Raw genomic sequence first — 23,637 nt, forward strand, 5'->3', positions numbered from 1 at the left:
CCCGCCAGAGGTGCCTCCATGCCCGCCCACCGGCTGATTCCAGCGCTGGCCGCCGGCCTGCTGCTGATCTGCAACCTGCTCCAGGCAGCCCCGCTGAGCGCTGCCGAGGTCCTGCCACCGTCCCAGCCACTGCAGGGCCCCGGCGGCTCGAACTATGCCCACGCCGACGTGCGCCAGTGGCACTTCACCACCGACGGCAACGAGTACTGGGTGTTCACCCCGGACCGCCCAGTCCCGGCCACAGCCCCCGTCGTGGTCTTCACCCACGGCTGGAGCGTCATGCAGCCCGACCTCTACCGCGCCTGGATCGAGCACATCGTCCGGCGCGGCGCCATCCTCATCTACCCACGCTACCAGGCGACACTGAAGACGCCGGCGGCGGAGTTTCTGCCCAACGCCGCTGATTCCGTGCGCCGTGCCCTCGCCGATCTGCAGGCGGGCACGCTGGGGGTGAAGCCGGAGCTGGAGCACGTCGCCTATGTCGGCCATTCGGCGGGCGGCCTGATCGCCAGCGGGCTGGCAGCCTCCTGGCAACGCCTCGGCGTGCCACAACCGCGCGCGCTGATGGCAGTTGAGCCGGGCAAGAGCAGCGGCCCGCGCTGGCGGCAGGTGCCACTGGAACCACTGGCAAACATTCCCGCCGGCACCTTGTTGCTGGCTGTTTGTGGTGATGAGGACGAACGCGTCGCCTGCGATGACGCGCGACGCGTCTACGCGGAGAGCACCCAGGTCGCATCGCGCGACAAGGACCTGCTCCTGCTGCGCAGCGACCGCCACGGCAGCCCGCCGCTGCTGGCCAATCACGCAGCGCCGACCGCGCCGCGTTTCGATCCGCGCTACCCGCCCAGCGACTCTTCCAGCTGGCTGCTCAACCGCGTGCAGGAACGCGTGAAGCAACGGCTCAAACAGGGGCAACCCTCGGCGCACAACGCGCTGGCCACCGATGCGATGGACTGGTTCGGACCCTGGAAGCTGTTCGATGCACTGTACGATGCAGCCTTCTACGGCCAGGACCGCGACTACGCGCTGGGCGGCGGGCCGGCGCAGTTGTCCATGGGGCGCTGGAGTGACGGAACGCCGGTGAAGGCGATCCTGCGGTTATCCCAAGCCAGCCCCTGATGGGTCGGACACATGGCGGGTTGGCGAGCAAGGGCTAGGCGCCCCCCTCGGTCCTACGAAGAGCACTTGCCCATTCAATTACCCAGCTTTGGCTTTGGCTCTTGAGTCTTCCAGAGCCATATCCGCACGCGCCGAATGCCCCGTTCAGGAGGCCTCGTTGAAGCGGAGTTTCAGGGGTCGAGCGACATGGATGTCGCGAGAGCTGCGATGGGCCAGGGATGGCCCTTCGCAGCGGGCCCCTGAAACTCCGCTTCAACGAGGGAATTTTTCGCCTAAGCGAAAAACCGGATGTCCGGGGCAAGACCTTTGCCCACTTTGGGGCGTTTGCCAAAGTGGGTCGCCCGAGGGGGCGAAACACTATGCCTACGCGCACACCAAAGCGGCGCAGAAATACCGAACCCCAAGCAAGAGCATCGCGGAGTAGCTCCGCTCCTACGATGAAATTCCGTCGTTTGGGCGTGCCCTAACCCTAACCCTGGCTGCGCGCCCCGCCCCAGCCATCTCAGCCACCGCTGCTCTCCATCACCGCCCCCTTGAACACATCATCCAGCGGCACCTGGTAGCCGATGGCCAACCGATTGGTCTCATTGGCCATGGCCACCACCGCCATCAGCTCGCCAAGCATGGCATCGTCCATCCCCGCCTTGCGCGCCGCCGCGCCGTGAGAACCGATACAGTAATTGCAGTTGTTGGTCACGCTCACCGCGACGTAGATCAACTCCTTCACCAGCGGGTCGAGTTGCCCCGGCCCCATGACTTCCTTGAGGCTTTCCCATGTGCGCTTGAGGGTCTGCGGATGGTTGGCGAGGGCCTTCCAGAAGTTGTTGACCCAGTCGATCTTGCGGGTCGCCATGATGTCGTCGTAGACGGCACGGACCTCGGGGCTGGCTTCGGCGTACTCGATGAGCTGGAAGGACATGGGGTCTCCTAACGGAAAGGAATAAGAAAAGCAGAATTCAGAATTGGTAGGCGGGGCAAGCGATGGAGAAAGATAAGGCGCTTTCTCCCATCCCCGTCAAGGAATCAGACCCATGCAACGCCTCCCCGCCCTGCTCTTCGCCGCCGCCCTGTTGCCCGCTGCGAGCCAGGCTGCCCAGCCCGGCCTGTGGGATACCTACGCCAGCCTCAAGCAACACACTTTCGTCGACCTGACCCACTCGTTCGACAGCAACACGCCGCACTGGAAAGGCTTCGAACCCATGGGCCGCAAGACGCTCTACACCGTGGACAAGGACGGCTTCCAGGTGGAGCTGTACAGCCACGTCGGCCAGTGGGGCACCCACGTCGACCCGCCGGTGCACTTCCACAAGGGCTTGCGCAGCGTCGACCAGTTGGACGTGAAGGAGCAGTTCCTGCCGCTGGTGGTGTTCGACATCCATGAGCAGGTGACGAAGAACCCCGACTACGTGCTCACCCTGGCCGATGTGAAGGCCTGGGAGGCGAAGCACGGCAAAGTGCCGGAAGGCTCCTTCGCGGCGCTGCGCACTGACTGGTCCAAGCGCTGGCCGGACCAGGCGAAGATGCAGAACCAGGACGCCAAGGGCGTGGCGCACTATCCGGGCTGGAGCAAGGAGGCGCTGGTGTATCTCTACGAGACGCGCAAGATCACTGCATCGGGCCACGAGACCACCGACACCGATCCGGGTATCGCCACCAGCAAGGACGACTATTCGCTGGAGTCTTACATCCTGGGCACCAACCACTATCAGATCGAACTGCTCGCCAACCTCGACAAGGTGCCCGAAGCCGGCGCGCTGGCGGTGGTGAGTTTCCCGAAGATTGCCCAGGGTACGGGCTTCCCGGCGCGGGTGTTTGCCATCCTGCCCTGACTTGAACCTGTAGGAGCGAGCTTGATCGCGAACCAGCCCCTGCTGCGAAGCTGTTCGCGAGCAAGCTCGCTCCTACGAAGAGCATAAAAAAACGCGGCCCGAGGGCCGCGTTTTTTATGGCTGAAGCGCCGATCAGTGCACCAGGATCGAAGCCTTCTTCTGACGCACCTTCTCCGGGTTGATCAGGAAGCGCGCCAGCGCCGGCAGCAGCCACAGGGCGCCGAACATGTTCCAGAGGAGCATGAAGGTCAGCATCAGGCCCATGTCGGCCTGGAACTTGATCGCCGAGAAGATCCAGGTGGCGACGCCGATGGCCAGGCAGAGGCCGGTGAACAGCACCGCTTTACCGGTGGACTTCAGGGTCTCGTAGTAGGCCTCCTGCAGGGACAGGCCCTGGCGCAGGAAGGACTCCAGGCGGGTGTAGATGTAGATGCCGTAGTCCACGCCGATACCCACGCCCAGCGCGATCACCGGCAGGGTTGCCACCTTCACGCCGATGCCCAGGGTGGCCATCAACGCGTTGCCCAGCACCGAGGTGAGGATCAGCGGCAGCACGATGCACAGGGTCGCGGCGAAGGAGCGGAAGGTGATCAGGCACATCAGCGCCACGCAGATGTACACCAGGATCAGGATGGTCAGTTCCGAGTGCTTGATCACGTCGTTGGTGGCGGCCTCGATACCGGCGTTACCGGCGGCGAGCTTGAACTTCAGGTCATCCTTCTCGTTGGCCTTGGCGAAGTCCTGCACGACGGCCACGGCGCGGTCGAGGGTCTCGGCCTTGTGGTCGTTGAGGAACACCAACAGGGGCGCCAGCGAGCAGTTGCTGTTGAACAGGCCTTCGGCGCGGCTGATGGAGTTGTTCAGCACGTCCTGGTTGCGCGACAGCGACTCCCACTTCAGGTTGCCTTCGTTCATGCCCTTGATCATCTGCTTGGAGACGGTGACCAGGGAGATGGCCGACTGCACGCCCTGGGTGTTCTCCAGGCGCCAGGCCAGCTCGTCGATGGCGGACAGGGTCTTGTGAGTGGAGCAGCCTTCGGCCTCGGACGCCACCATCACCACCAGCACGTCGGAGCTGGTCGAGTAGTTGCGGATGATGAAGTCGTTGTCCAGGTTGTAGCGCGAGTCCGGACGCAGTTCCGGCGCTCCCTGGTCGAGGTCGCCGATCTTCAGGTGATGGCCCTGCCACATGCCGCCGGCGAACATCGCCAGGGCAATGACCACGGAGATCGGCGCCACCGACGGGCTGGCGAAGTTGGACAGCGCACGCCAGAAGGGATGGTCGCGCACGGCGTCTTCCTTGCTGCGCTGTACCGCCTTCTTGCTGATGCCGATGTAGGAAATGGCAACCGGCAGCAGGATCAGGTTGGTGAACACGATCACCGCCACGCCGATGGACGCGCCGATGGCCAGTTCGCGGATCACGCCGATGTCGATCACCAGCAGGGTGATGAAACCCACGGCGTCCGCGAGGATCGCGATCATGCCCGGCAGGAACAGCTGGCGGAAGGTACGGCGGGCCGCCAGCAGCGGGGTTTCCGCGTCACTGGACTGCAGGGCGATACCGTTGATCTTCTGCACGCCGTGGGAAATACCGATGGCGAAGATCAGGAATGGCACCAGCATCGAGTACGGGTCCAGTCCGAAGCCGATCAGGTGCAGGATGCCCAGTTGCCAGATCACCGCCACCAGCGTGGTGGACAGTACGGCAATGGTGGAGCGCACGCACTTGGTGAACCACAGCAGCAGCACCAGGGTGATGACGAAGCAGATGCCGAAGAAGCCGACCACCATCAGCAGGCCATCGATCAGGTCACCGACCTTCTTGGCGAAGCCGGTGATGTGGATCTTCACGTTGGGGTTCTGCAGCTGGTACTTGTCGCGGATCTTCTCTTCCAGCTCATGGGAGAACTGGCGGTAGTCCAGCTTCATCAGCTTGCCCTGGTCCTTCGGGTCCGGGTAGACCTCCAGCAGCGGCACGTCGACGATGCTCGACTTGAAGTTGTTGGCCACCAGGCGGCCGATCTGGCCGGACTTGAGCACGTTGTTGCGCAGCAGGTCCAGGGCCTTGGCGGAACCGTCGTAGGTCTGCGGGATCACCTCGCCACCGGCGAAGCCTTCCTCGGTCACCTCGGTCCAGCGCACGCTGGGGCTCCACAGCGACTTCATGCCGGAGCGATCGACGCCGGGGATGTAGAAGACCTCGTCATGGATCTGCCGCAGCGTCTCCATGTATTCCTTGGTGAAGATGTCGCCATTCACCGCTTCCACCGAGATGCGCACGGTGTTGCCGAGGTTGGCCAGGTCGTTGCGGTGCTCCAGCATGTTCTGGATGAACGGGTGCTGCAGCGGAATCATCTTCTCGAAGCTGGTGGACGGGCGCACCTGCGTGGCCGACCAGGCGAGGAAGACTGTCACCAGCAGGCACGCGATGATCACGAACGGCCGGTGGGTGAAGATGATGCGTTCCAGGAAAGTCGCCTTGTCCTGTTGATGCTTGTTCAGAGCGTTCATTGCGGCTCCCCGGCTTATTGTTGTTCTGTCAGCTCGGCGCCGGTCGCCGAAGCCAGGTGGATACCGCCCTGGCCGACCAGGACCAGGTTGCCATTGCCGGCCGCGCTCACGCCCGCGAGGGACAGGCGGTCCGGACGGTTGACGACGCTGAAGCTCACGCCGTCGTCCTTGCTCTCCAGCACGCTGCCGCCATGGCCAACGACGACGATGGTGCCGTCATCCAGCAGGCTGCCTTCGGAGAGGCCGAACTCCAACTCGCCGCCATTGGCGGTGGGCAGGCTGACCTGCTGCCAGGTGTCGCCGAAATCGGTGGAGCGGAACAGGTGGCCGCGCAGGCCGTAGGCCAGGACGGTGCCGACCTGGGTAGTGCCGGTAGCGCCGAACAGCGAGCCTTCGTATGGGCCTTGGAGTTTCTCCCAGGTCTCGCCCCAGTCCTTGGAGCGGAACATGCTGCCCGCCTCCCCCACCACGAACAGGCCGGAATCCTTCACCGCCGTGATGGCGTTGAGGTGGAACTGGTCTTCGTTGTCCAGGCGGTCGCTGACATCTTCCCAGTGCTGGCCGCCGTCGGTGGTTTCCAGCAGCGCGCCATAGGCGCCCACAGCCATGCCGTGGTTCTCGTCCTGGAACCAGATGTCCAGCAGCGGCGCTTCGCGCTTGAGGTCCTCGAACTGGCGCACCCAGGTGGTTCCGCCATCGGTGGTGGCCAGGACCTGGGCGTCATGGCCAACGGCCCAGCCCTTCTTGTCGCTGATGAAGAACACCGAGGTCAGCAGCTGGCGGGTCGGCACGGTGGCCTGGGTCCAGCTCTTGCCTGCGTCATCGGAATAGAGGATGTGCCCGTGATCACCCACCGCGACCAGGCGCTTGCCGGCATGGGCAACGCTCAGCAGCAGGCTGCTGGAGGCCTTGGCGGAAATGATCGAGTTGGAATCACTGACGGCGTCCGTTGCGGCAACCGCATGCAGCGGAGCCAGGGACATCATCAGGAAGGAAAACGCGCCGAGCAGGGAAACCGTCTTGCGCGACATCGGGAAGGAGCTTCGCACTCCCGACACGGGCTGCTCGCTCGAAGTGCGCCGCAGGGGCTCACGCATATGCCTTTACCTCTTTTTCTTATGCAGGCGGTATGTAGTTTCGGGGTATATAGCCAGCCTTTTCCGGGGCTGACAATTAACGGCACGTTATCTTTTGTTAAGCCCTGGGCGCCTCACTCGAAAGGATGAGTGCTTTTTGCTATCTCAGCCGAAAGGTGCGCCGTCAGGGGCTCGCAGCGGGTGAAGTGGTAACACTTCTAGAGTCTGTCAGAGCGCGTCCGACAAGAGTTTCGATAACCCATGAAGCAGCTCGCCGAGACGCAGAACCTCTTTTGTAGGAGCGAGCTCGCTCGCGAACAACTCAACCGGTAGCTCCACCGTTGGGCGGGTTCGCGAGCAAGCTCGCTCCTACAGGCTTACCGGAAGCCCATAAAAAAGCCCCGCCGAGGCGGGGCTTCTTCGTTCAGGCAACCGACTCAGCGGGTGCCGCGGCGACGCAGGGCGGACGGGCTGAAGTAGGAGTCGTCCGGCACGGCCTGGCCGAAGTCGATGGTGCTCGGCTCTTCGTTGTCCAGGTTCTGTACGTGGTAGCGACGGGCCTGCAGGTCGTGGAAGGTATCCAGAGCGGTCCAGGTGGTGGGCAGCTCGTAGTAGTTCTTCAGGTAGGCCAGCGAAACACGCCACAGCTCGCCGCGACCGTCGTACTGGTCGACTTCTGCGGCGCCCCAGCTGTCTTCGTCCAGGAACAGCACGCGCTTGGAGTAGATGTGGCGCGAGCCCGGTTTCAGGGTGCCTTCGACGATCCACACGCGGTGCAGTTCGTAGCGGGTGTATTTGGGGTTCAGGTGGCTGGGGGTCAGCAGATCCTTGTACTTAACCTCAGGGCTGGAAACCTTGTAGTTGTTGTACGGGATGTACATTTCCTTCTTGCCGATCAGTTTCCAGTCGTAGCGATCGGGCGAGCCATTGAACATGTCGGTGTCGTCGGCGGTACGCAGGCCGTCAGCGGCAGCAATCGGAGTGTCGTAGGCCAGGTTCGGCGCACGGCGCACGCGGCGTTGGCCGGCGTTGTAGCCCCAGGCCTGACGCGGCTCCTTCACCTGGTCCAGGGTCTCATGGACCAGCGCGGCACCACCTGCCAGGCGAGCCGGGCTCTTGGTGAACGACAGGTAGTAGAACAGCAGGTTGTTCAGGTCCGAGAAGCTCTTGCCCTGGATGTAGTACTTGAACAGTGCTTCCTGCTGCGAGGTCACCAGCGAGTAGTCACCGTTGCGCTGCACCGCCACTTCCGAGGCGCGACGCACGACGTAGGTGCCGCGGTAGCGGGCAATGTGGTTCCACACCGCTTCCACGCCGTTCTGCGGGATCGGGAACGGGATGCCGCCGAAGGCATCGACGAAACCGTTGCCGCCCTCGGCCAGCTTGGCGCTGGTGGCGTTCTTGAAGGTGTTGTCATAGACCCACTGCGGCGCGGAACCACTGCGACGGCTCGGGTAAACCGGCATCTGGAAGGTGTCCGGGTAGGTGGCGAAAAGCGCCAGGGTGCCCGGGGTCAGGTTGGCCTTGTACTGGTCCAGGTTCGCCTTGGTGATGGTGTACAGCGGCTTGTCGGCGGCGAACGGGTCGATGTGGTGCTGGCCCGGCTTGTAGCCGGCCGGCGCCTGGGTGATGCCACCGGTCCATGCCGGGATGGTGCCGGCGGCGTTACCGGCCTTTTCCGCGCCCAGCGGGGTCAGGCTCGACTGCAGCTTGGCCGCGTCCTGCGGGGAAACCGCTGCCAGGGCGCTGCCGGCCGACAGGGCCAGGGCCACTGCGGCGCCAACCAGGGTACGCATGTTGCGCATGTTGCTTCTCCGTGAGGTGTGCGCGGCGGGTACTTCCGGACCCCGCCGCGCGGCTTTCGTAGGATCTGTTTGCGTTAGAACGAGTACTTGACGTTGAAGCCCACGTTGTCGCGGTCGCGTGCGGCGTTGTTCTGCCCGGCGCCGTAGAACTCGGTGTATTGCAGCTCGGCTTCCAGGGCGTTCAGGTAGGTCGCCTTGACGCCCAGCGTGTAGGCCTTGCGGCCTTCGATGAAGTTGCCGGTCTGGTAGGAGTTGCCTTCGAAGTCGTCCTTGTAGACGGCGTAGGGCGAGATGTTCACGCCGGCGAAGACGTCGTTCCAGGTACCCGACAGCAGCAGGGTGTAGCCGTAGGCGTTCTTGTTCACCTGATCGTCGCGGTCGTAGCCGGAGATGTAGGCGCCGTTGCTGCGGCCGGAGTAGTAGCGGGTGCTGCCGTCGTACGCGGTGTACTTCAGGTCGCTGCCGCGCAGGTGCTCGGAGGCCAGCTCCGCCACGCCCATCAGCGAGTCGAAGGACAGCGACGGGCCGAAGTTGTAGATGGTGCCCAGCGAGGTGTTGAAGGCTTCGACACGCTCGTAGTTGTGGATCTGGTCGCTCATCGAGACCTGGCCGCCACCGATGTTCACGGACTTGCCGCTGGCCAGCCCCGGAGCCTGGACCAGCAGGTCGCCGAGCAGGTCGTTGGTGGTGGCGATGCCAATCGGCAGATTCGGACGGTAGGCCAGTTCACCGAACACCGAGGCATCGCCCACGGTGGTGTTGAAGCTGAAGCCGTACATGCGGATGTTCTCGACGTACTCGCGACGGGCATTGACCTGGTTGGCCACGTCCACCGAGGTCGCGCCGTTGACCAGGCTCAGTACCTGGCCGGCCAGGGCGTTGCCGCCGCCGGCCGCGCTCACCAGTTGGTCGTACGAGCTGAAGCCGCCGATGCCGGCCAACTGGTCGAGGTTCACGCCGGCGTAATCGCTGTTCAAGTCGGCGTAGATGGTCGGCTCTTTCGAGTGGTAGTTCACGAAGTAGAAGCCGAACTCGGTGGAGTTCAACTCTTCGGCCACGTAGTGGAAGGCCACGCCGAACTGACCATCGTTCTTGGCGTTGATGTCCTTGCCGACGTTGGCGACCTTGAACACGCCATTGGAGTCCAGGTAGCTGGTGCCCTGCAGGCCGCCCACATGGGCTGCGGAAAGCTGCGGGTAGAGGGTCTGGAACAGCGGATTGGAGAGCGCGCCCACGGTGGTGTAGGCCGTGTTGCCGCCGTCGGCGAACAGGTCGGTCTCGGAGAAGAAGGTGCCGACCGGGTCGATGCGGGTCTCCTTCCAGTTCCACTGGTAGAAGGCGTCCATCGACAGGTTGTCGGTGAGGCCGATGTTGAAGCTCGCGGCTTCAACCGGCATCAGTACTTCCTTCAGCTCAGAGCCCGGCAGGCGGAACTTGGCGGCATCCACCGGATTGGTGGTGTTGACGCCACCACGGTAGAAGATGCCCTCGCCCCAGTTGAACACCTGGCGGCCCAGGCGCGCGGTCAGCGGGTGGTCGGCCACGTCCCAGTTGCCGTAGACGTAGGCATCGAGGATCTCGGCGCGGTTGCCGGCGGCGTCGCGGGTCTCGCTGGTGAAGCGGTCGCTGTTGGGGTAGGTCTGGCTCGGCTGCGCCGGATGGTTGTTGTCGTAGTAGTCATTGCGCTTGTCCATGATCTGGGTGTCATAGAAAGCCGAGCCACGTACGAACAGGCCGTAGTTCTTGTAGGTCGCTTCCAGATCGGAAGTGATCTTGTACACCTCGGAAACCAGGCCGGTGTCGAAGTTGCGGTTGCCGTCGTTGCCGTTGATGTCGTTGTTGGTCTTGTCCTGACCCTGTACGCGCCACAGCGAGCCGTAGGAAACGGTGCTGTCCAGCGAGCCGGTCACCTCGTTGTCGAGGAAGCTGAACTCGACGGCGGTCGCCGGGGCGGACATCAGCAAAGGCAGGATGCCTGCCAGGGCGAAGCCCGCACGAGCAGGCGCATAACGCAAGACAGGCTTGCGAACTGGGATTTCCATTAGGACTCACTCCATGGACTGATCATTCTTTGGCGGTGCCGCCACTGCGGGCGGTTCACCGTTTTCAGCCGTTATTCCACGGCCTTGTTGTCGTCGATCTGAAGGAAACTCCCCCAAGGTGCTCGACACGCCTCCCGCCCCATCGGACGGGCAAAGGCTAAGCGGGGTCCGGCGGTGCAACCCCAGTGCCAACAGCACCGATGTATCCGGTTCTGCTTACAAAAAATAAAGAATCTGCGCGCTACTTTTTGTGACTGGTCGTTCACTGATCAAATCAAGTGGCCGATTGCGCCATTTGCGATCCAGGATGGCGCAATCGGCCCCTGAAGGCGCGACGCAGACACATCGGCGTTTTTTGCCCAATATCACAAAGCGATAAGAATGATATCGATTAATTTCGATAGGTAACAAAAAGGTGTTACCTATCAAAGTTGGTAACACCTTTTCGACAGTGCAATGCGCCCCTGGAACGGGGCGCGGCGGGTGTGTTACGCGAGGCTCTTGCTGACCACTTCGTATACATCGCTGGACAGCTCGCCAGACGCGAGGATGCGTTCCAGCTCAGCTTTCATCTGCACCTGGCGCGCCGGCGCGTACTTGCGCCAGCGGGTCAGCGGAGTCAGCAGGCGCGAGGCGATCTGCGGGTTGAGCGCGTTGAGGGTGATGATCTGGTCGGCAAGGAAGCGGTAGCCGGCGCCGTCCGCGCGGTGGAAGTTCACCGCGTTCTGGTTGGCGAAGGCGCCGATCAGCGCGCGGATCTTGTTCGGGTTCTTCAGGGTGAAGGCCGAATGCTTCGTCAGCTCCTGCACACGCTCCAGTCCGCCCGGCAGGGTGCAGCCGGCCTGGACGCTGAACCACTGGTCCATCACCAGCGGGTCATCCTTGAAGTAGTCGGCGAACATCGCCAGCGCGTCGGTCTTCTCTTTCTCGAAGGACGAATTGACCAGCACGGCCAGCGCGGTCAGGCGCTCGGTCATGTTGTCGCAATCCTTGTACTGCTCCTGGCAGGCGGTGAGCACTTCGGCCTTGCCGCTCTGCATGAGATAGGACAGGGAAATGTTCTGCAGGCTGCGGCGCGCGATGTGGCTCGCCTCGGCGACGTAGGCGGTGTCGCGGGACTGCTTGCGGTTGGCTTGGTAACGCTCCCACAGCTGCTCGTGCAGTGCCGCACCGATCTGCTGGCGGGCGAACTCGCGGGCGGTGTGGATGGCCTCGACGTCCGCCACTTCGCTGATCTCGGTGAGGTACGCCTCGCTGGGCAGCGAGAGCATCTCGGCGACCATGGCCTGGTCCAGACCGGTGTCCAGCAGCAAGGTGCGGAAGGCGGTGATCAGGCGATCATCCAGGACAAGCTTCTCGCCACGCTGGTGCTGGCCAATCAGCTCCTGCAGGACCTGCACGGACAGCTGCTGGCCGGCTTCCCAGCGATTGAAACCATCCTCGTCGTGCTGCATGAGGAACATCAGCTGGTCGCGGTCGTAGGGGAAGCTCAGCTTCACCGGCGCGGAGAAACCCCGCAGCAGCGACGGCAGCGGCTTCTCGGCGAGGCCGACGAAGGTGAAGGACTGTTCCGCCTCGGTGACCTGCAGCACGCGATCGCTACCGTGGCCGTCTTCTTCGCCCTTCAGGCGCAGCGAAAGGGCATTGCCCAGCTTGTCGATCAGGCCCATCTGCACCGGGATGACGAAAGGCTGCTTCTCGCTCTGCCCCGGCGTGGCCGGGCAGCTCTGGCGGAAGGTCAGGGTGTAGCTCTGCGCCGCCGCGTCGAAGCTCTCCTCCACCGCCAGGCGCGGGGTGCCGGACTGGCTGTACCAGCGCTTGAACTGGGTGAGGTCGACGCCGTTGGCATCTTCCATGGCCTTGACGAAGTCGTCACAGGTCACGGCCTGGCCGTCATGGCGCTCGAAGTACAGGTCGGTGCCCTTGCGGAAGCCATCGGCGCCCAGCAGGGTGTGGATCATGCGGACCACTTCCGAACCCTTCTCGTAGACGGTCAGGGTGTAGAAGTTGGAAATCTCGATGAACGAATCCGGGCGCACCGGGTGCGCCATCGGACCGGCGTCCTCGGCGAACTGGTTGGTGCGCAGGAAGGCCACGTCCTCGACGCGCTTGACGGTGCGCGAGTTCATGTCGGCGGAGAACTCGCTGTCGCGGAACACGGTGAAGCCTTCCTTGAGCGACAGCTGGAACCAGTCGCGGCAGGTCACGCGATTGCCCGACCAGTTGTGGAAGTATTCGTGGGCGACGACGCCTTCGACCCGCTGGTGCGCGGCGTCGGTCGCGGTCTCGGCTTTGGCCAACACGCAGCTGGAGTTGAATATGTTGAGGCCCTTGTTCTCCATGGCGCCCATGTTGAAGTCGTTGACCGCGACGATCATGAAGATGTCCAGGTCGTACTCGCGGCCGTAGACCTTCTCGTCCCAGCGCATCGAGTTCTTCAGGCTGTCCATGGCGTGCTGGACCTTGTCGATGTTCTCCGGCTCAACATAGATGCGCAGGGTGACGTCGCGCTCGCTCATGGTGGTGAACTGGTCTTCCACGCACCAGAGGTCACCGGCGACCAGGGCGAACAGGTAGGCCGGCTTCTTGAACGGGTCCTGCCAGGTCGCCCAGTGGCGGCCGCCCTCTTCCGAGCCGCTGGCCACCGGGTTGCCGTTGGACAGGAGCACCGGGTACTGGTGCTGCTCGGCCGACAGCGTGGTGGTGAAGCTGCTCATCACGTCCGGGCGATCGAGGTAGTAGGTGATCTTGCGGAAGCCCTCGGCCTCGCACTGGGTGCAGAACATCTTGCCGGACTTGTACAGGCCCTCCAGCGCGGTGTTGCTTTCCGGGTGGATGCGCACGGTGCTGTCGACGGTGAAGGTCTTCGCCGTCGGCTGCAGGGTCAGGTGGTTCTCGTCCTGCTGGTACTGGCCGGCTTCGAGGGTCTGGTCATCCAGCGCCAGCGACAGCAGCTCCAGCTGCTGGCCGTCGAGCACCAGCGGCGGCAAGCCGTCGCCGCGCTCCGGATTGCGGCGCATCACCAGCTGGGCGTGGACCAGGGTGTGGTCCTCGTACAGCTCGAAGGTCAGGTTTGTCTCGTCGATCAGGTACTCGGGTGCCTGATAATCCTTGAGGTAGATGACTTTCGGTTGCTCGGTACGCATGGCTTTTGGCCCCTTGGAAGGCGGCAGGCGGAATCGGCCGGCCGGAGGAATCTGGTACTGACTCTAGCGATCAGGAACGCAGCAGGCGAGTCGGGCACGCCTCTATCCGTAGATGCGTGCCACGAGCCGGAAATTCAATGCGGTTTCGATCAGGCGCTGATGGCCAGCTGGTATGCGCTGAACTTGCGCACGTTGATCACGCCGGTATCGAAGATCAGGTACTGGCCCTTGATACCCTGCAGGGTACCCTCGACCACCGGCGTCTTGTCCAGATCGAAGCTGGTGATCTTGGCCAGGTAGGCCTCCACCGGGTAGCGGATCTCGATGGGCTCCATGTCGATCACCGGCTGGATCGCCTGCAGGCCGAAGCGCTGCTGCAGGGCGACGATGCCCTCGGCGCAGGCATCGAAGATCTGCTCGCGGATGGCCACCAGGTCCAGCGGCTCGGCCTCGCCCTTGAGCAGCGCGCGCCAGTTGGTGCGGTCGGTGACCTGGCTGCGCAGCAGGTCCTCGACGAAGCCGGACTGCTGGCGGGTTGCCACGCGCATGATCGGCAGCGCCTGGCGCGCGCCCTGGTCGATCCAGCGGGTCGGCACCTGGGTGGCGCGGGTGATGCCCACCTTCGCCCCCGAGGAGTTGGCCAGGTAGACCACATGGTCGGTCATGCAGAAGCGCTCGCCCCATTCGGGCTCGCGGCAGGAGCCATCTTCGTAGTGGCACTTCTCCGGGCTCATGATGCAGCTGTCGCATTGCGCCAGCTTGGTGAAGCACGGGTAGCAGTAACCCTGGGCGAAGCTCTTCTTGGTCTTGCGCCCGCAGTGGCAGCAGTTGATCTCGCCCAGGTACTCCAGGCGCACGGTCCTGCCGATCAGCGGGTTGACCGGAACGTCCGCCTCGCCGAGGCGGAAGGCGTACTGCACGGGGCTTTCCAGGCGCGCCGACATCTTGCTCAGGGCGCCGCGTCCAATCTCCTGCATCAGTGCAGGGAGTTGGAGGAGAAGATCATGTTCGGGATCGGCTCGGCGTGGGAGGCGCATTCCTGCGGGCCCATGTAGCCGGTGCGCTGGTCCTCGGGGAGGTTGTCCATCTCCCAGGCGATCATGGCCTGCAACGACAGCTCCTTCTGTTCCTGGGACAGCTTGCGGCCATCGGGCCACTTGCCGATTTCCACGGCCAGCTTGAGGCTCTCGTAGATCTCGGGGGTGATGTTCTGGATCATTTCGGCGAAGGACGACATGGGCCGGCTCCTGCAGGGGAAAAACGAAGCGGGCATTCTACCGGGCTGTGCGCCTGGGCGCACGAACGTCGGTCAATCGGTTGCCCGGCCGCATTCATGTAGGAGCGAGCTTGCTCGCGAACCGCCTAACTCCGCAGCGTCCGGCGAGATTGTTCGCGAGCAAGCTCGCTCCTACAGAGTCAGGGTCAGGGTCAGGCCATGCGACGCCGTGCCAGCAGCCCACCGATCAGGCCGCTGAGGCAACCCGCCAGCAGCCCGCCGACATGGGCGCCGTTGGCGATGGAGCCGAAGCCGAGCAGGTCGATAACGCCCGAGAGGCAAACCAGCAGCCAGATCAGCATCATCGCCACCACGCCCTTGGGCAACTGGTAGGCCGGCGTCGGCGCCATGCGCTGGAAGATCCAGCAGTGGCCGAGCAGGCCGTAGAGCACCCCGGACAAGCCGCCGAACAGGCTCGGCCCGCTGACGCCGTACTGCACCAGGTTCGATACCAGGCCGAAGCCCAGGCTCAGCCCAAGCAGCAGCCAGGGCCCCTGGCGGTACTCGATGCGCCGGCCCAGCTCCCAGTACCACATGGCGTTCATCGCCAGGTGCAGCCAGCCGAAGTGGATCAGCATGGGCGTGAACAGGCGCCACCACTGCCCCTGCGCCAGCGAGTCGGACAGCGGGTAGAACAGCGCGCGATCCTCGCCCACCAGCTGGAAATTCTGGAAGGTGAACCAGCGCAGCGTTTCCGGCGAGGTGCCGAGCAGAGTGATGGCGGCCACCACGAAGGTCACCAGCAGCACCGCCGCAGTCATCCGGCTCATCTTCAGTTGCTGCACGAACCCCGGCCCGCGGCGCGGAGGTTCGGCCTGCACGGTGAACTCCGGATCGCCCTGCGGATAACGCTCGTACAGGCTGCGGACCTGCTCGGCCAGCTGGGAATTGGGCACCCAGAGCACCTGCTCGCCGGACTCTTCGCTGACCCGGAACGGCACGTTCAGCCGGCGCAGCAGGCCGACGAACGCTCCCAGGTCGACTGCCGCCGGCAACCGTATCGCTTCAACTGTGCTCACTCATCGCCCTCCGGACGCTTCACATCCACCCAAACGAACTTGTTGCGGTCCAGCCGCGTTTCCTCGTCCAGCCGGTAGGCTGCGAGCTTGCCGTACATCACCGCGCTGTAGTCCAGGCAGGCGAGGTTCGGGCGGATCGGCGCCGGGGTGCCACGCCGCCAGTAGTGGCCGACGAACAGCAGCGGCTCGTCGGCGCCGTAGGTCAGCAGGCGGGACTTCTGCTCCTCGCTCAGGCGCTCGCTGGCCACCTCGTCAGGCAACGCGTCGGGCTGGAACACGATGTCGCCGTAGGTTTCCGGTGCGCGGTCTTCCTCCCAGAACTTGGTGCGGAAAAAGGCGCGGGTGAAACCGTCGCTGCCGGTCAGGGTCAGGCCGTTGGGCAGGCGCATGTCGGTGCCACGCAACAGGCGGTCACAGGCCTGCTGGGCAAAGCTGCCCGGCTCGGCGGTGGCCATGAGGAAGGCCTCGTCGATGCGCCCATCGGGAAACTGCCGGCGCAGCGCATCGATCACGTCGTGGTCCCAGCAGGCATGGACCATACGGAAGCGCTTCGAGTCGAAGAACAGCGGCATCTCCTGGAACCAACCGAGGAAATCGCGCCAGTCCGCCGGGTGGCCTTCGAACTGCTCCAGCGTCTCGCGGATCAACCGCGCGTGGCGCGGCGTGTGTTCGCGCACGTACTGGCGGCCGCTGCCGGGCGCGGCCGGCGTGGACCAGCCCAGGGCGTTGAATTCGTGGTTGCCCATGATGCACAGGGCTTCGCCGGCGGCGACCATGTCGTGCACGCGGTGCAGCGCCTCGCGGATACGCGGTCCGCGGTCGATGATGTCGCCCAGGAACAGCGCCTGGCGCCGCGCATGCCGCCACACGCCGCCCTGCTGGCGGTAGCCGAGGCGTTCCAGCAGGTGGTCGAGGGTATGCGCGCAGCCGTGGATATCGCCGATCAGGTCATAGCCGCGCGAGGGGTCGAGTTCCATCACTCACTGCTCCCGAGGCGGCTGCCCCAGCCCAGCTTGGTCCGGCAGACCTCGTAGTAGTTGTGGTCGATGGGGTGGATCAGGCGCAGCTTCTGCGGTTTCTTGCTCACCGTGACGGTGTCGCCCGGCGCGCAGGTGAAGTGGTTCTGGCCGTCGCAGGAGACCTGCGGGTAGATCTGCATGTTCGGCGAGACGACGATCTTCAGCTCGCTGTTGCCATCGACCACGATGGGCCGGCTGGAGAGCATGTGCGGGTACATCGGCACCACCACGATGGCATCCAGCTTGGGATGCATGATCGGCCCGCCGGCGGACAGCGCGTAGGCGGTGGAGCCGGTCGGGGTGGCGACGATCAGGCCGTCGGCCTTCTGGCTGCAGACGAACTGGCCGTCGATGTACAGCTCGAACTCGATCATCCGCGTCGACTTGCCGGGGTGCAGCACCACGTCGTTCAGCGCATCGCCCTGGCCAATGGATTCGCCATGGCGGCGTACCAGGGCATCGAGCAGGAAGCGGCTCTCGACGATGTACTGGCCGCCGAGCACTTCGGCGACCTTGGTCTCCAGTTCGTCGGGGCGGATATCGGTGAGGAAGCCCAGGCTGCCGCGGTTGATCCCCAGCACCGGCACCTTGTGCCGCGCCAGGGCGCGCGCCGCGCCGAGCATGCTGCCATCGCCACCGACCACGATGACCAGATCGCAGATCTCGCCCATGATCTTCCGGGAGCAGGTCTGCAGGCCGTGGCCCGGCAGGACCTCGGCGATGGTGTCCTCGAGGATCACATGCAGGTGGCGCTCAGTGAGGAATTTCTTCAGCCGACGGATGGTTTCCAGCACCTGGGTGCTGCCCAGGCGGCCGATGATGCCGATATTGCGAAAGGGTTCCATGGGACTCCGGACGGCGTTGCGCTACTCGAATGTCGGAATTATGGGCGAAAGGCTCAAGCAGCGGCAAACCGCGGCGTGGCCGGAGCCAGGGTGTAGCGGCTAGGCTTGGGGCATGACCGACTTCACTTCCCTGCTCGACGAGCTGCTGATCGACCTGCGCCAGCCGCAAGTCCGCGACCTCGCCTGGACGCTGCTCTCGCCACCGCTGCTGCAGCCCGGCAGCCCTGCACTGCGCCACCCGCTGAGCGCCAGCCGCTGGCACTCGCAGCCGTCCCTGCTGGCTGACTGGCTGCGCGCCCAGGAACGCTCGCCGGATGAGCTGCTGGGGCAACTGGCCGCTGCTCCCAACCAGCGCCTGGGCCGCTACTACGAACGCCTCTGGCAATACGCCCTGGAGCGTGCGCCGGACCTGCACCTGCTGGCCGCCAACCTGCCGGTGCGCGACAACGGTCAGACGCTCGGCGAGCTGGACCTGCTGCTGGAAGACGACGACGGCCTGCACCACCTGGAACTGGCCATCAAGCTCTACCTCGGCCCCAGCGACGACGGTCCCGACTCCTGGCTCGGGCCGGGCGCCGAAGACCACCTGCTGCGCAAGATCGAGCACTTCTACCAGCACCAGTTGCCGCTTTCTTCCACAGCGCAGGGGCTGGCCGTCGTGCGCGAACACAGCGCCGCCGCACCGTCATCCGGCCTCTGGCTCGGCGGCTACCTGTTCTACTCCTGGCCCACGCCTTCTCCGCCGCCCGCCGGCGCCAGCGACGACCATCAGCGCGGTCGCTGGCTGCACCGAAGCGCCTGGCCGGGCTATCAGACGCACTCTCCGCAGGGCTGGCAGGTACTGTCGCGCAAGGGCTGGCTGGCCCCCGCCGCCGAGGACCAATGCTGGAGCCCGGAGCAATTTTCCTCCTGGCTGGCAGAACTGCCGGAAGACGGTTTCCCGCAAATGCTGGTGCGAATGGAGTTCCACGAAGGCCGTTGGCGGGAGCAGGAGCGCCTGTTCCTGGTCGGCGATCGCTGGCCGAGGGTGCACAGCGGTTATTCGCGCTGAGCGGCCAGGGTCTTCAATTTCTCTTCCAACGCCCGCCGCCCCTGCAGGCCGCCACTGTGGATAGCGACTATGCGGGTGCCGCGCCCGATGCGCCCCGCCGCGATTTCATCGTGCAACGCCAGCAGCAGCTTCCCGGTGTACAGCGGTTCCAGCGGCACGCCGCACTCGGCTTCGGTCGCGAGGAGGAAGCGCGCCAGCGTCGCGTCGATCCGCGCGAAGCCGCCCCGACTGGCGTCAATCAGGCGGTAGTCCGCGTCGGGCCCGTCGCCTCCCCTCAACAGATCGGCCACCTGGGTTTCGACGCCGTGCCCCGGCGGCACCGCCAGGGCGCCCACCACCGGATGCGCCCCGCCCTCGCCCAGCACCAGGCCGGCCAGGGTCGTGCCGGTACCGCAGGCCACCCAGAGTTGCTCGTAGTCAGCCCAGCCGAGGTCGCCGAGCTGTCGGCGAATCTGCTCGATCAGAGGCGAGCAGCCTTGCGCGCCGGCAAGCCCGCCACCGCCCTCGCCCACCGCCAGCAAGCGGGGATAGCGCTCGCGCCAGGGCGCCCAGAAATCCGCGTCGTGCCGCCGACGGTAACCGCCGTAGCCGAGCCAATGGAGCCGCATGCCGAGCTGGTGCAGGTCGGCCACCGTGGGATTGTCCTGCGCTTCCCCGCGCAGCAGGCCGACAGTCTCGAAGCCGAAGCGAGCGCCGGCCGCCGCCACCGCGTGCAGGTGATTGGAATGGGCGCCACCCAATGTCATCAAGCCGCCCAGACCAAGCTCCGCTGCCTGCTGGAGGTACGGTGCGAGCTTGAACCACTTGTTGCCGGAAACCAGCGGGTCCACGAGGTCCAGGCGCAACAGCGCCAGCTCGACGCCGGCGTGCTCGAGCCAATCCAGGCGGACGCATTGAAGGGGAGCTTCGGGGCGCCAGTCGAAGTACGACAAGGCGCCCCGGTCAGCCGGTGGTGACGCTGCGCAGGCGGCCGCTGGTCTTGTGCCGCGAGCAGCAGTTGCTGTCGCCTTCGACGAAGCGGCCGGGGGTTTCCACGCGGTCGATGGGCATGGCGCAACGTTCGCCGTTGGACAGTCGTCCCTCGCAGGCGGGCTGCTGGTAGTGGGCGAGCCAGCTGCGGTACTGGTCTTCGGCGACGAAGCACTTGGCGGCGGCGTACGCCATGGGGTTTTCCTGGTAACGGGCGACATCCTGCAGCGAGAGGGTCAGATGACCGGCGCCGGGATGGTACACCACGAAGATCACCCCCAGGCTGGCCAGGCGCTCCAGCACCGAGCCCTCGGCGGCCTTGGCCGACAGCGCATCGAGTTCCAGGCGCAGGCCTTCGGCGCCCTGCTGCAGCTGCCCGGCGACCTGGCGCAACTGGTCGGTTTCCTCGCGCAGTTGCTCGGCTTCCTTGCGCAACTGCAGGTTCTCCTGCTGCAGCTGCTGGTCCAGCTCGTTGCGGTAGCCCAGCTCGACGTCGCGGACGGAAATCTGCTCCTTGTAGCGAGCCTCCAGGCTGGCCATGCGGGTGCGGGACTCTTCCTCGATCTGCTGACGCAACTGCTCCAGCTCGTCGCGGCCGCTCTGTTCGATATGGCGCAGTTGTGCGGTCAGTTCCTCGCGTCCGCGCTGGAAGCCGTTGGCCTGGCCATCCAGCTCGCGGCGCAGGCCGGCATTGATCTCTTCCTCGCGCTGCAACCCCTCGCGCAAGGCGGCGAGTTCGGCCTGCAGCACCTTGACCTGCTCCTGCGCGCCGAGCTTCAGGAGGCTGAGCTCCTGTTCGTGCTGCTGGCTGATCTGCGACAGGCGGGTCTCGTGCTGGCCGAGCAGTTCGGCAGTCTTCTGCTGGTGATCCTCGAGCAGTGCGCGGGCCAGCTGCTCGGCCTCCTCGCGGGACTCCTCGGTGGGTGCATACCACTGGTGCTCGTCGGCCATCTGCAGGCGTGCCAACTCCACGGCGGCCGGTTCTTCCTCCACCAGCACGCCGAGGTTGTTGCGCTTGATCGATTCACGCAGCTGCACCAGATGGTTCTGCCCGGCCTCCAGGGTCGGGTCCCACAGGTGCATCTGGTGCCAGGACACCGGGCACTGGCTGCGGCAGGCCAGGCGGATGGGCCCTGCGCCCATGTCCGGGCCACGTCCGGCACGGTCGGCGAGGTTGCGCAGCGGCAGGTTCCAGCCGCGGTCGGCTTCGCCCTTCTCGTCGAAGTCCAGGTAGAAGAACACCACGGCCTTGACCAGCAGGCGCGGGTTGATCAGCACATAGGCGAGTTGCATCTGCTGATCGGCGTACTCCGGCATCTGCACGACGTTGTCGAGCAGCGCCTCGAATTCGGGGTAGAGCATTTCCCTGCAGACGCCACGGTCATTGAAGAAGACCACGGCTTCGACCATCTGAGGCTTCTTCTGCATGCTCATCGATTGACCTCTGGGCTGGTGCGGGAGGAAGTCTGGAAAAAGGGTCTGCCAGAAACGCAGAACCCGGACAGTGGGAAAATCCCGACATCCGGGCAAGTCTAGGGGAATTAATGTCGCAGGCAATGTGACTCGGTTGGCACCCGACCCGGTGGTCAGGCCGGGTGGTTAACCGGCTGGATAATTCTGTGACAGGGTTGGATATTCGGAAGGGTTTCCGGGCCCGGAAGGGAACTTTTCCGGGCCCGGCTTTGTGACCTGAATCTCAGACCGACTCAGGTCTCGACCCCATCAGAGCTCGGCGGCAAGGCGCGAGCCCTGATTGATGGCGCGCTTGGCGTCCAACTCGGCCGCAACGTCGGCGCCACCGATCAGGTGCACACTCTGGCCGGCGGCGACCAGGCCTTCGTGCAGCTCGCGCAGCGGGTCCTGACCGGCGCAGACGACCACGGTGTCCACCGGCAGCACCTGCGGCTCGCCACCAGCGATGCTGATGTGCAGGCCATCGTTGTCGACCTTGAGGTACTCGACGCTGTTGAGCATCTGTACCTGCTTGTTCTTCAGGCCGGTGCGGTGGATCCAGCCGGTGGTCTTGCCCAGGCCGTCGCCGACCTTGGACTTCTTGCGCTGCAGCAGGAACACCTGGCGCGCTGCGGCATGCGGGTGCGCCTGGATACCGGCGATGCCGCCACGGGCTTCCAGGTTCTCGTCGATACCCCACTCCTGCCAGAAGGCATGGCGATCCAGGCTGGTGGATTCACCGGCATGGGTAATGTACTCGGAGACGTCAAAGCCGATGCCCCCGGCGCCGATCACCGCCGCGCTCTTGCCGACCGGCTTGCGCTCGAGAATCGCGTCCAGATAGCTGATCACCTTGGCGTTCTCGATGCCTGGAATGGCCGGGGTGCGCGGGACGATGCCAGTGGCCAGGATGATCTCGTCGAAGCTGCCCTTGACCAGGTCGTCGACGCTGACTCGGGTATTGAGCTGCAGGTTCACGCCAGTGGTTTCCACCTTGCGCTTGAAGTAGCGCAGGGTCTCATAGAACTCTTCCTTGCCCGGCACGCGCTTGGCGACGTTGAACTGGCCGCCGATCTCGCCGGCGGCGTCGAACAGGGTCACCTCGTGGCCACGCTCGGCCGCTACGGTGGCGGCGGACAGGCCGGCGGGGCCGGCGCCGACCACGGCGATCTTCTTCACGCGGGTGGTCGGGATGTAGTTCAGCTCGGTCTCGTGGCAGGCGCGCGGGTTCACCAGGCAACTGGTCAGCTTGCCGCCGAAGGTGTGGTCCAGGCAGGCCTGGTTGCAGCCGATGCAGGTGTTGATCTCATCCGCGCGGCCTTCGGCCGCCTTGTTGACGAAGTCCGGGTCAGCCAGGAACGGACGGGCCATGGAGACCATGTCGGCGTCGCCTTCGGCCAGCACCTGCTCGGCGATTTCCGGGGTGTTGATGCGGTTTGTGGTGCACAGCGGAATGCTGACTTCGCCGCGCAGCTTGGCAGTGACCTTGGTAAAGGCCGCGCGCGGCACTTTAGTGGCGATGGTCGGGATGCGCGCTTCGTGCCAGCCGATGCCGGTATTGATGATGGTCGCGCCAGCCTTCTCGATGGCCTTGGCCAGCAGGACGATCTCGTCCCAGGTGCTGCCGCCTTCCACCAGATCGAGCATCGACAGGCGATAGATAATGATGAAGTTCGGGCCTACGGCCTCACGCACACGGCGGACGATTTCCACCGGCAGGCGCATGCGGTTCTCGTAGCTGCCGCCCCAGCGGTCGGTACGATGGTTGGTGTGGGCGACCAGGAACTGGTTGATGAAGTAGCCTTCTGACCCCATGATCTCGACGCCGTCATAGCCGGCCACCTGGGCCAGGCTCGAGCAATTGACGAAATCGGCGATCTGCTTCTCGATGCCCTCTTCATCCAGCTCGCGCGGCTTGAACGGGTTGATCGGCGCCTGGATGGCGCTGGGCGCGACGGACTTGGGGCTGTAGGCGTAGCGGCCGGCGTGGAGTATCTGCATGCAGATCTTGCCGCCCGCCTCGTGCACCGCCTGGGTGACGATCTTGTGCTTCTCGGCTTCTTCGGCGGTGCTCAGCTTGGCCGCGCCGGAATACACGCCGCCTTCCTCGTTCGGACCAATGCCGCCGGTGACCATCAGGCCGACGCCGCCACGGGCGCGCTCGGCGAAGTAGGCCGCCATACGCTCGAAGCCCTGGGGTTTCTCTTCCAGGCCGGTGTGCATGGAACCCATCAGGGTGCGGTTGCGCAGGGTGGTAAAGCCCAGGTCCAGCGGTGCGAGCAGGTGCGGGTAAGTGGCGGTCATGGTTCCTCCGGCATTCACGATGATGCCGCGCCCTCAGCCTGCGATCGCGGAACGGCGAGGCATGGGGCGCGGTCGGTATGAGGCAGACTCTAAGGAGCGCACCCTCGTCGCTCAATGATCGAAAATGACAAGTTACTGACCAAAGATGACACCCCAGCTTGGCAAGGCCCG

General features: G+C 64.7%; 17 protein-coding genes. 3 read left to right on the forward strand and 14 right to left on the reverse strand.

What is annotated here, in order from left to right; translation table 11 throughout:
• The first annotated feature begins 18 nt into the window (after window positions 1–18).
• Window positions 19–1,119, forward strand: coding sequence for a chlorophyllase/cutinase-like alpha/beta fold protein (locus IB274_RS00550; RefSeq protein WP_192430200.1), 1,101 nt, complete (start codon window positions 19–21; stop codon window positions 1,117–1,119).
• A 502-nt stretch (window positions 1,120–1,621) separates the two neighbouring features.
• On the opposite strand, the gene IB274_RS00555 is transcribed toward IB274_RS00550, so the two are convergent.
• On the reverse strand, window positions 1,622–2,038 hold the full coding sequence (locus IB274_RS00555) for a carboxymuconolactone decarboxylase family protein (RefSeq protein WP_192430201.1): 417 nt from the start codon (window positions 2,036–2,038) through the stop codon (window positions 1,622–1,624).
• 112 nt (window positions 2,039–2,150) lie between these two features.
• Here IB274_RS00555 and IB274_RS00560 point away from each other — a divergent pair, with 112 nt between their 5' ends.
• Window positions 2,151–2,948 carry a cyclase family protein gene (locus IB274_RS00560; RefSeq protein WP_192430202.1) on the forward strand — a complete coding sequence of 266 codons (798 nt, stop codon included), beginning with the start codon at window positions 2,151–2,153 and terminating at the stop codon, window positions 2,946–2,948.
• Window positions 2,949–3,080: 132 nt separating this feature from the next.
• Here the strand turns inward: IB274_RS00560 and IB274_RS00565 are convergent, their stop codons facing one another.
• The 10 genes from IB274_RS00565 to IB274_RS00610 form a co-directional block, all read right to left on the reverse strand.
• A complete protein-coding gene (locus tag IB274_RS00565; protein WP_192430203.1) occupies window positions 3,081–5,462 on the reverse strand; it encodes an efflux RND transporter permease subunit in 2,382 nt (793 codons plus the stop codon).
• A gap of 14 nt (window positions 5,463–5,476) precedes the next feature.
• Window positions 5,477–6,559 carry a WD40/YVTN/BNR-like repeat-containing protein gene (locus IB274_RS00570; RefSeq protein ID WP_192430204.1) on the reverse strand — a complete coding sequence of 361 codons (1,083 nt, stop codon included), beginning with the start codon at window positions 6,557–6,559 and terminating at the stop codon, window positions 5,477–5,479.
• A gap of 416 nt (window positions 6,560–6,975) precedes the next feature.
• Complete coding sequence (locus IB274_RS00575; protein WP_192430205.1) at window positions 6,976–8,343, reverse strand: DUF1329 domain-containing protein; 1,368 nt, start codon at window positions 8,341–8,343, stop codon at window positions 6,976–6,978.
• Between the two features lie 74 nt (window positions 8,344–8,417).
• Window positions 8,418–10,385: a DUF1302 domain-containing protein gene (locus IB274_RS00580; protein ID WP_192430206.1), complete on the reverse strand. Its 1,968-nt coding sequence runs from the start codon at window positions 10,383–10,385 to the stop codon at window positions 8,418–8,420.
• A 488-nt stretch (window positions 10,386–10,873) separates the two neighbouring features.
• Window positions 10,874–13,531, reverse strand: coding sequence for an aminopeptidase N (pepN, locus tag IB274_RS00585; RefSeq protein WP_192430207.1), 2,658 nt, complete (start codon window positions 13,529–13,531; stop codon window positions 10,874–10,876).
• A gap of 149 nt (window positions 13,532–13,680) precedes the next feature.
• Window positions 13,681–14,508, reverse strand: coding sequence for a DUF2797 domain-containing protein (locus IB274_RS00590; protein WP_192430208.1), 828 nt, complete (start codon window positions 14,506–14,508; stop codon window positions 13,681–13,683).
• Window positions 14,508–14,768, reverse strand: coding sequence for a YeaC family protein (locus tag IB274_RS00595; RefSeq protein WP_024765109.1), 261 nt, complete (start codon window positions 14,766–14,768; stop codon window positions 14,508–14,510). Before IB274_RS00595 ends, IB274_RS00590 begins: the two co-directional genes overlap by 1 nt.
• Before the next feature lie 191 nt (window positions 14,769–14,959).
• On the reverse strand, window positions 14,960–15,826 hold the full coding sequence (locus tag IB274_RS00600; RefSeq protein WP_192430209.1) for a rhomboid family intramembrane serine protease: 867 nt from the start codon (window positions 15,824–15,826) through the stop codon (window positions 14,960–14,962).
• A complete protein-coding gene (locus IB274_RS00605; protein ID WP_192430210.1) occupies window positions 15,823–16,803 on the reverse strand; it encodes a metallophosphoesterase in 981 nt (326 codons plus the stop codon). Before IB274_RS00605 ends, IB274_RS00600 begins: the two co-directional genes overlap by 4 nt.
• Window positions 16,803–17,690, reverse strand: a complete 888-nt coding sequence (locus tag IB274_RS00610) for an NAD(+) kinase (protein WP_017519352.1) — start codon at window positions 17,688–17,690, stop codon at window positions 16,803–16,805. The genes IB274_RS00605 and IB274_RS00610 overlap by 1 nt, the downstream gene beginning before the upstream one ends.
• Before the next feature lie 112 nt (window positions 17,691–17,802).
• Between IB274_RS00610 and IB274_RS00615 the strand changes: the two genes are divergently transcribed.
• Complete coding sequence (locus tag IB274_RS00615; RefSeq protein WP_192430211.1) at window positions 17,803–18,741, forward strand: DUF1853 family protein; 939 nt, start codon at window positions 17,803–17,805, stop codon at window positions 18,739–18,741.
• Here the strand turns inward: IB274_RS00615 and IB274_RS00620 are convergent.
• The 3 genes from IB274_RS00620 to IB274_RS00630 all read right to left on the reverse strand — a co-directional run bounded on the left by IB274_RS00620 (window position 18,729) and on the right by IB274_RS00630 (window position 23,466).
• On the reverse strand, window positions 18,729–19,673 hold the full coding sequence (locus IB274_RS00620; protein ID WP_192430212.1) for a 1-aminocyclopropane-1-carboxylate deaminase/D-cysteine desulfhydrase: 945 nt from the start codon (window positions 19,671–19,673) through the stop codon (window positions 18,729–18,731). The genes IB274_RS00615 and IB274_RS00620 overlap by 13 nt on opposite strands.
• A gap of 10 nt (window positions 19,674–19,683) precedes the next feature.
• Window positions 19,684–21,144, reverse strand: a complete 1,461-nt coding sequence (locus IB274_RS00625; protein ID WP_192430213.1) for a chromosome partitioning protein ParA — start codon at window positions 21,142–21,144, stop codon at window positions 19,684–19,686.
• A gap of 288 nt (window positions 21,145–21,432) precedes the next feature.
• Window positions 21,433–23,466, reverse strand: a complete 2,034-nt coding sequence (locus IB274_RS00630; RefSeq protein ID WP_192430214.1) for an FAD-dependent oxidoreductase — start codon at window positions 23,464–23,466, stop codon at window positions 21,433–21,435.
• Window positions 23,467–23,637: the final 171 nt, after the last annotated feature.

This window comes from Pseudomonas sp. PDM18, from assembly GCF_014852585.1.
Taxonomy (GTDB): domain Bacteria; phylum Pseudomonadota; class Gammaproteobacteria; order Pseudomonadales; family Pseudomonadaceae; genus Pseudomonas.

What these genes read in the sequence shown, in the direction of transcription:
- IB274_RS00630 (WP_192430214.1), bottom strand. Translation starts at nt 23,466, where the DNA reads ATGACCGCCACTTACCCGCACCTGCTCGCACCGCTGGACCTGGGCTTT.
- IB274_RS00575 (WP_192430205.1), bottom strand. Translation starts at nt 8,343, where the DNA reads ATGCGCAACATGCGTACCCTGGTTGGCGCCGCAGTGGCCCTGGCCCTG.
- IB274_RS00625 (WP_192430213.1), bottom strand. Translation starts at nt 21,144, where the DNA reads ATGAGCATGCAGAAGAAGCCTCAGATGGTCGAAGCCGTGGTCTTCTTC.
- IB274_RS00555 (WP_192430201.1), bottom strand. Translation starts at nt 2,038, where the DNA reads ATGTCCTTCCAGCTCATCGAGTACGCCGAAGCCAGCCCCGAGGTCCGT.
- IB274_RS00610 (WP_017519352.1), bottom strand. Translation starts at nt 17,690, where the DNA reads ATGGAACCCTTTCGCAATATCGGCATCATCGGCCGCCTGGGCAGCACC.
- IB274_RS00595 (WP_024765109.1), bottom strand. Translation starts at nt 14,768, where the DNA reads ATGTCGTCCTTCGCCGAAATGATCCAGAACATCACCCCCGAGATCTAC.
- IB274_RS00590 (WP_192430208.1), bottom strand. Translation starts at nt 14,508, where the DNA reads ATGCAGGAGATTGGACGCGGCGCCCTGAGCAAGATGTCGGCGCGCCTG.
- IB274_RS00570 (WP_192430204.1), bottom strand. Translation starts at nt 6,559, where the DNA reads ATGCGTGAGCCCCTGCGGCGCACTTCGAGCGAGCAGCCCGTGTCGGGA.
- IB274_RS00550 (WP_192430200.1), top strand. Translation starts at nt 19, where the DNA reads ATGCCCGCCCACCGGCTGATTCCAGCGCTGGCCGCCGGCCTGCTGCTG.
- IB274_RS00615 (WP_192430211.1), top strand. Translation starts at nt 17,803, where the DNA reads ATGACCGACTTCACTTCCCTGCTCGACGAGCTGCTGATCGACCTGCGC.
- pepN (WP_192430207.1), bottom strand. Translation starts at nt 13,531, where the DNA reads ATGCGTACCGAGCAACCGAAAGTCATCTACCTCAAGGATTATCAGGCA.
- IB274_RS00560 (WP_192430202.1), top strand. Translation starts at nt 2,151, where the DNA reads ATGCAACGCCTCCCCGCCCTGCTCTTCGCCGCCGCCCTGTTGCCCGCT.
- IB274_RS00605 (WP_192430210.1), bottom strand. Translation starts at nt 16,803, where the DNA reads ATGGAACTCGACCCCTCGCGCGGCTATGACCTGATCGGCGATATCCAC.
- IB274_RS00580 (WP_192430206.1), bottom strand. Translation starts at nt 10,385, where the DNA reads ATGGAAATCCCAGTTCGCAAGCCTGTCTTGCGTTATGCGCCTGCTCGT.
- IB274_RS00565 (WP_192430203.1), bottom strand. Translation starts at nt 5,462, where the DNA reads ATGAACGCTCTGAACAAGCATCAACAGGACAAGGCGACTTTCCTGGAA.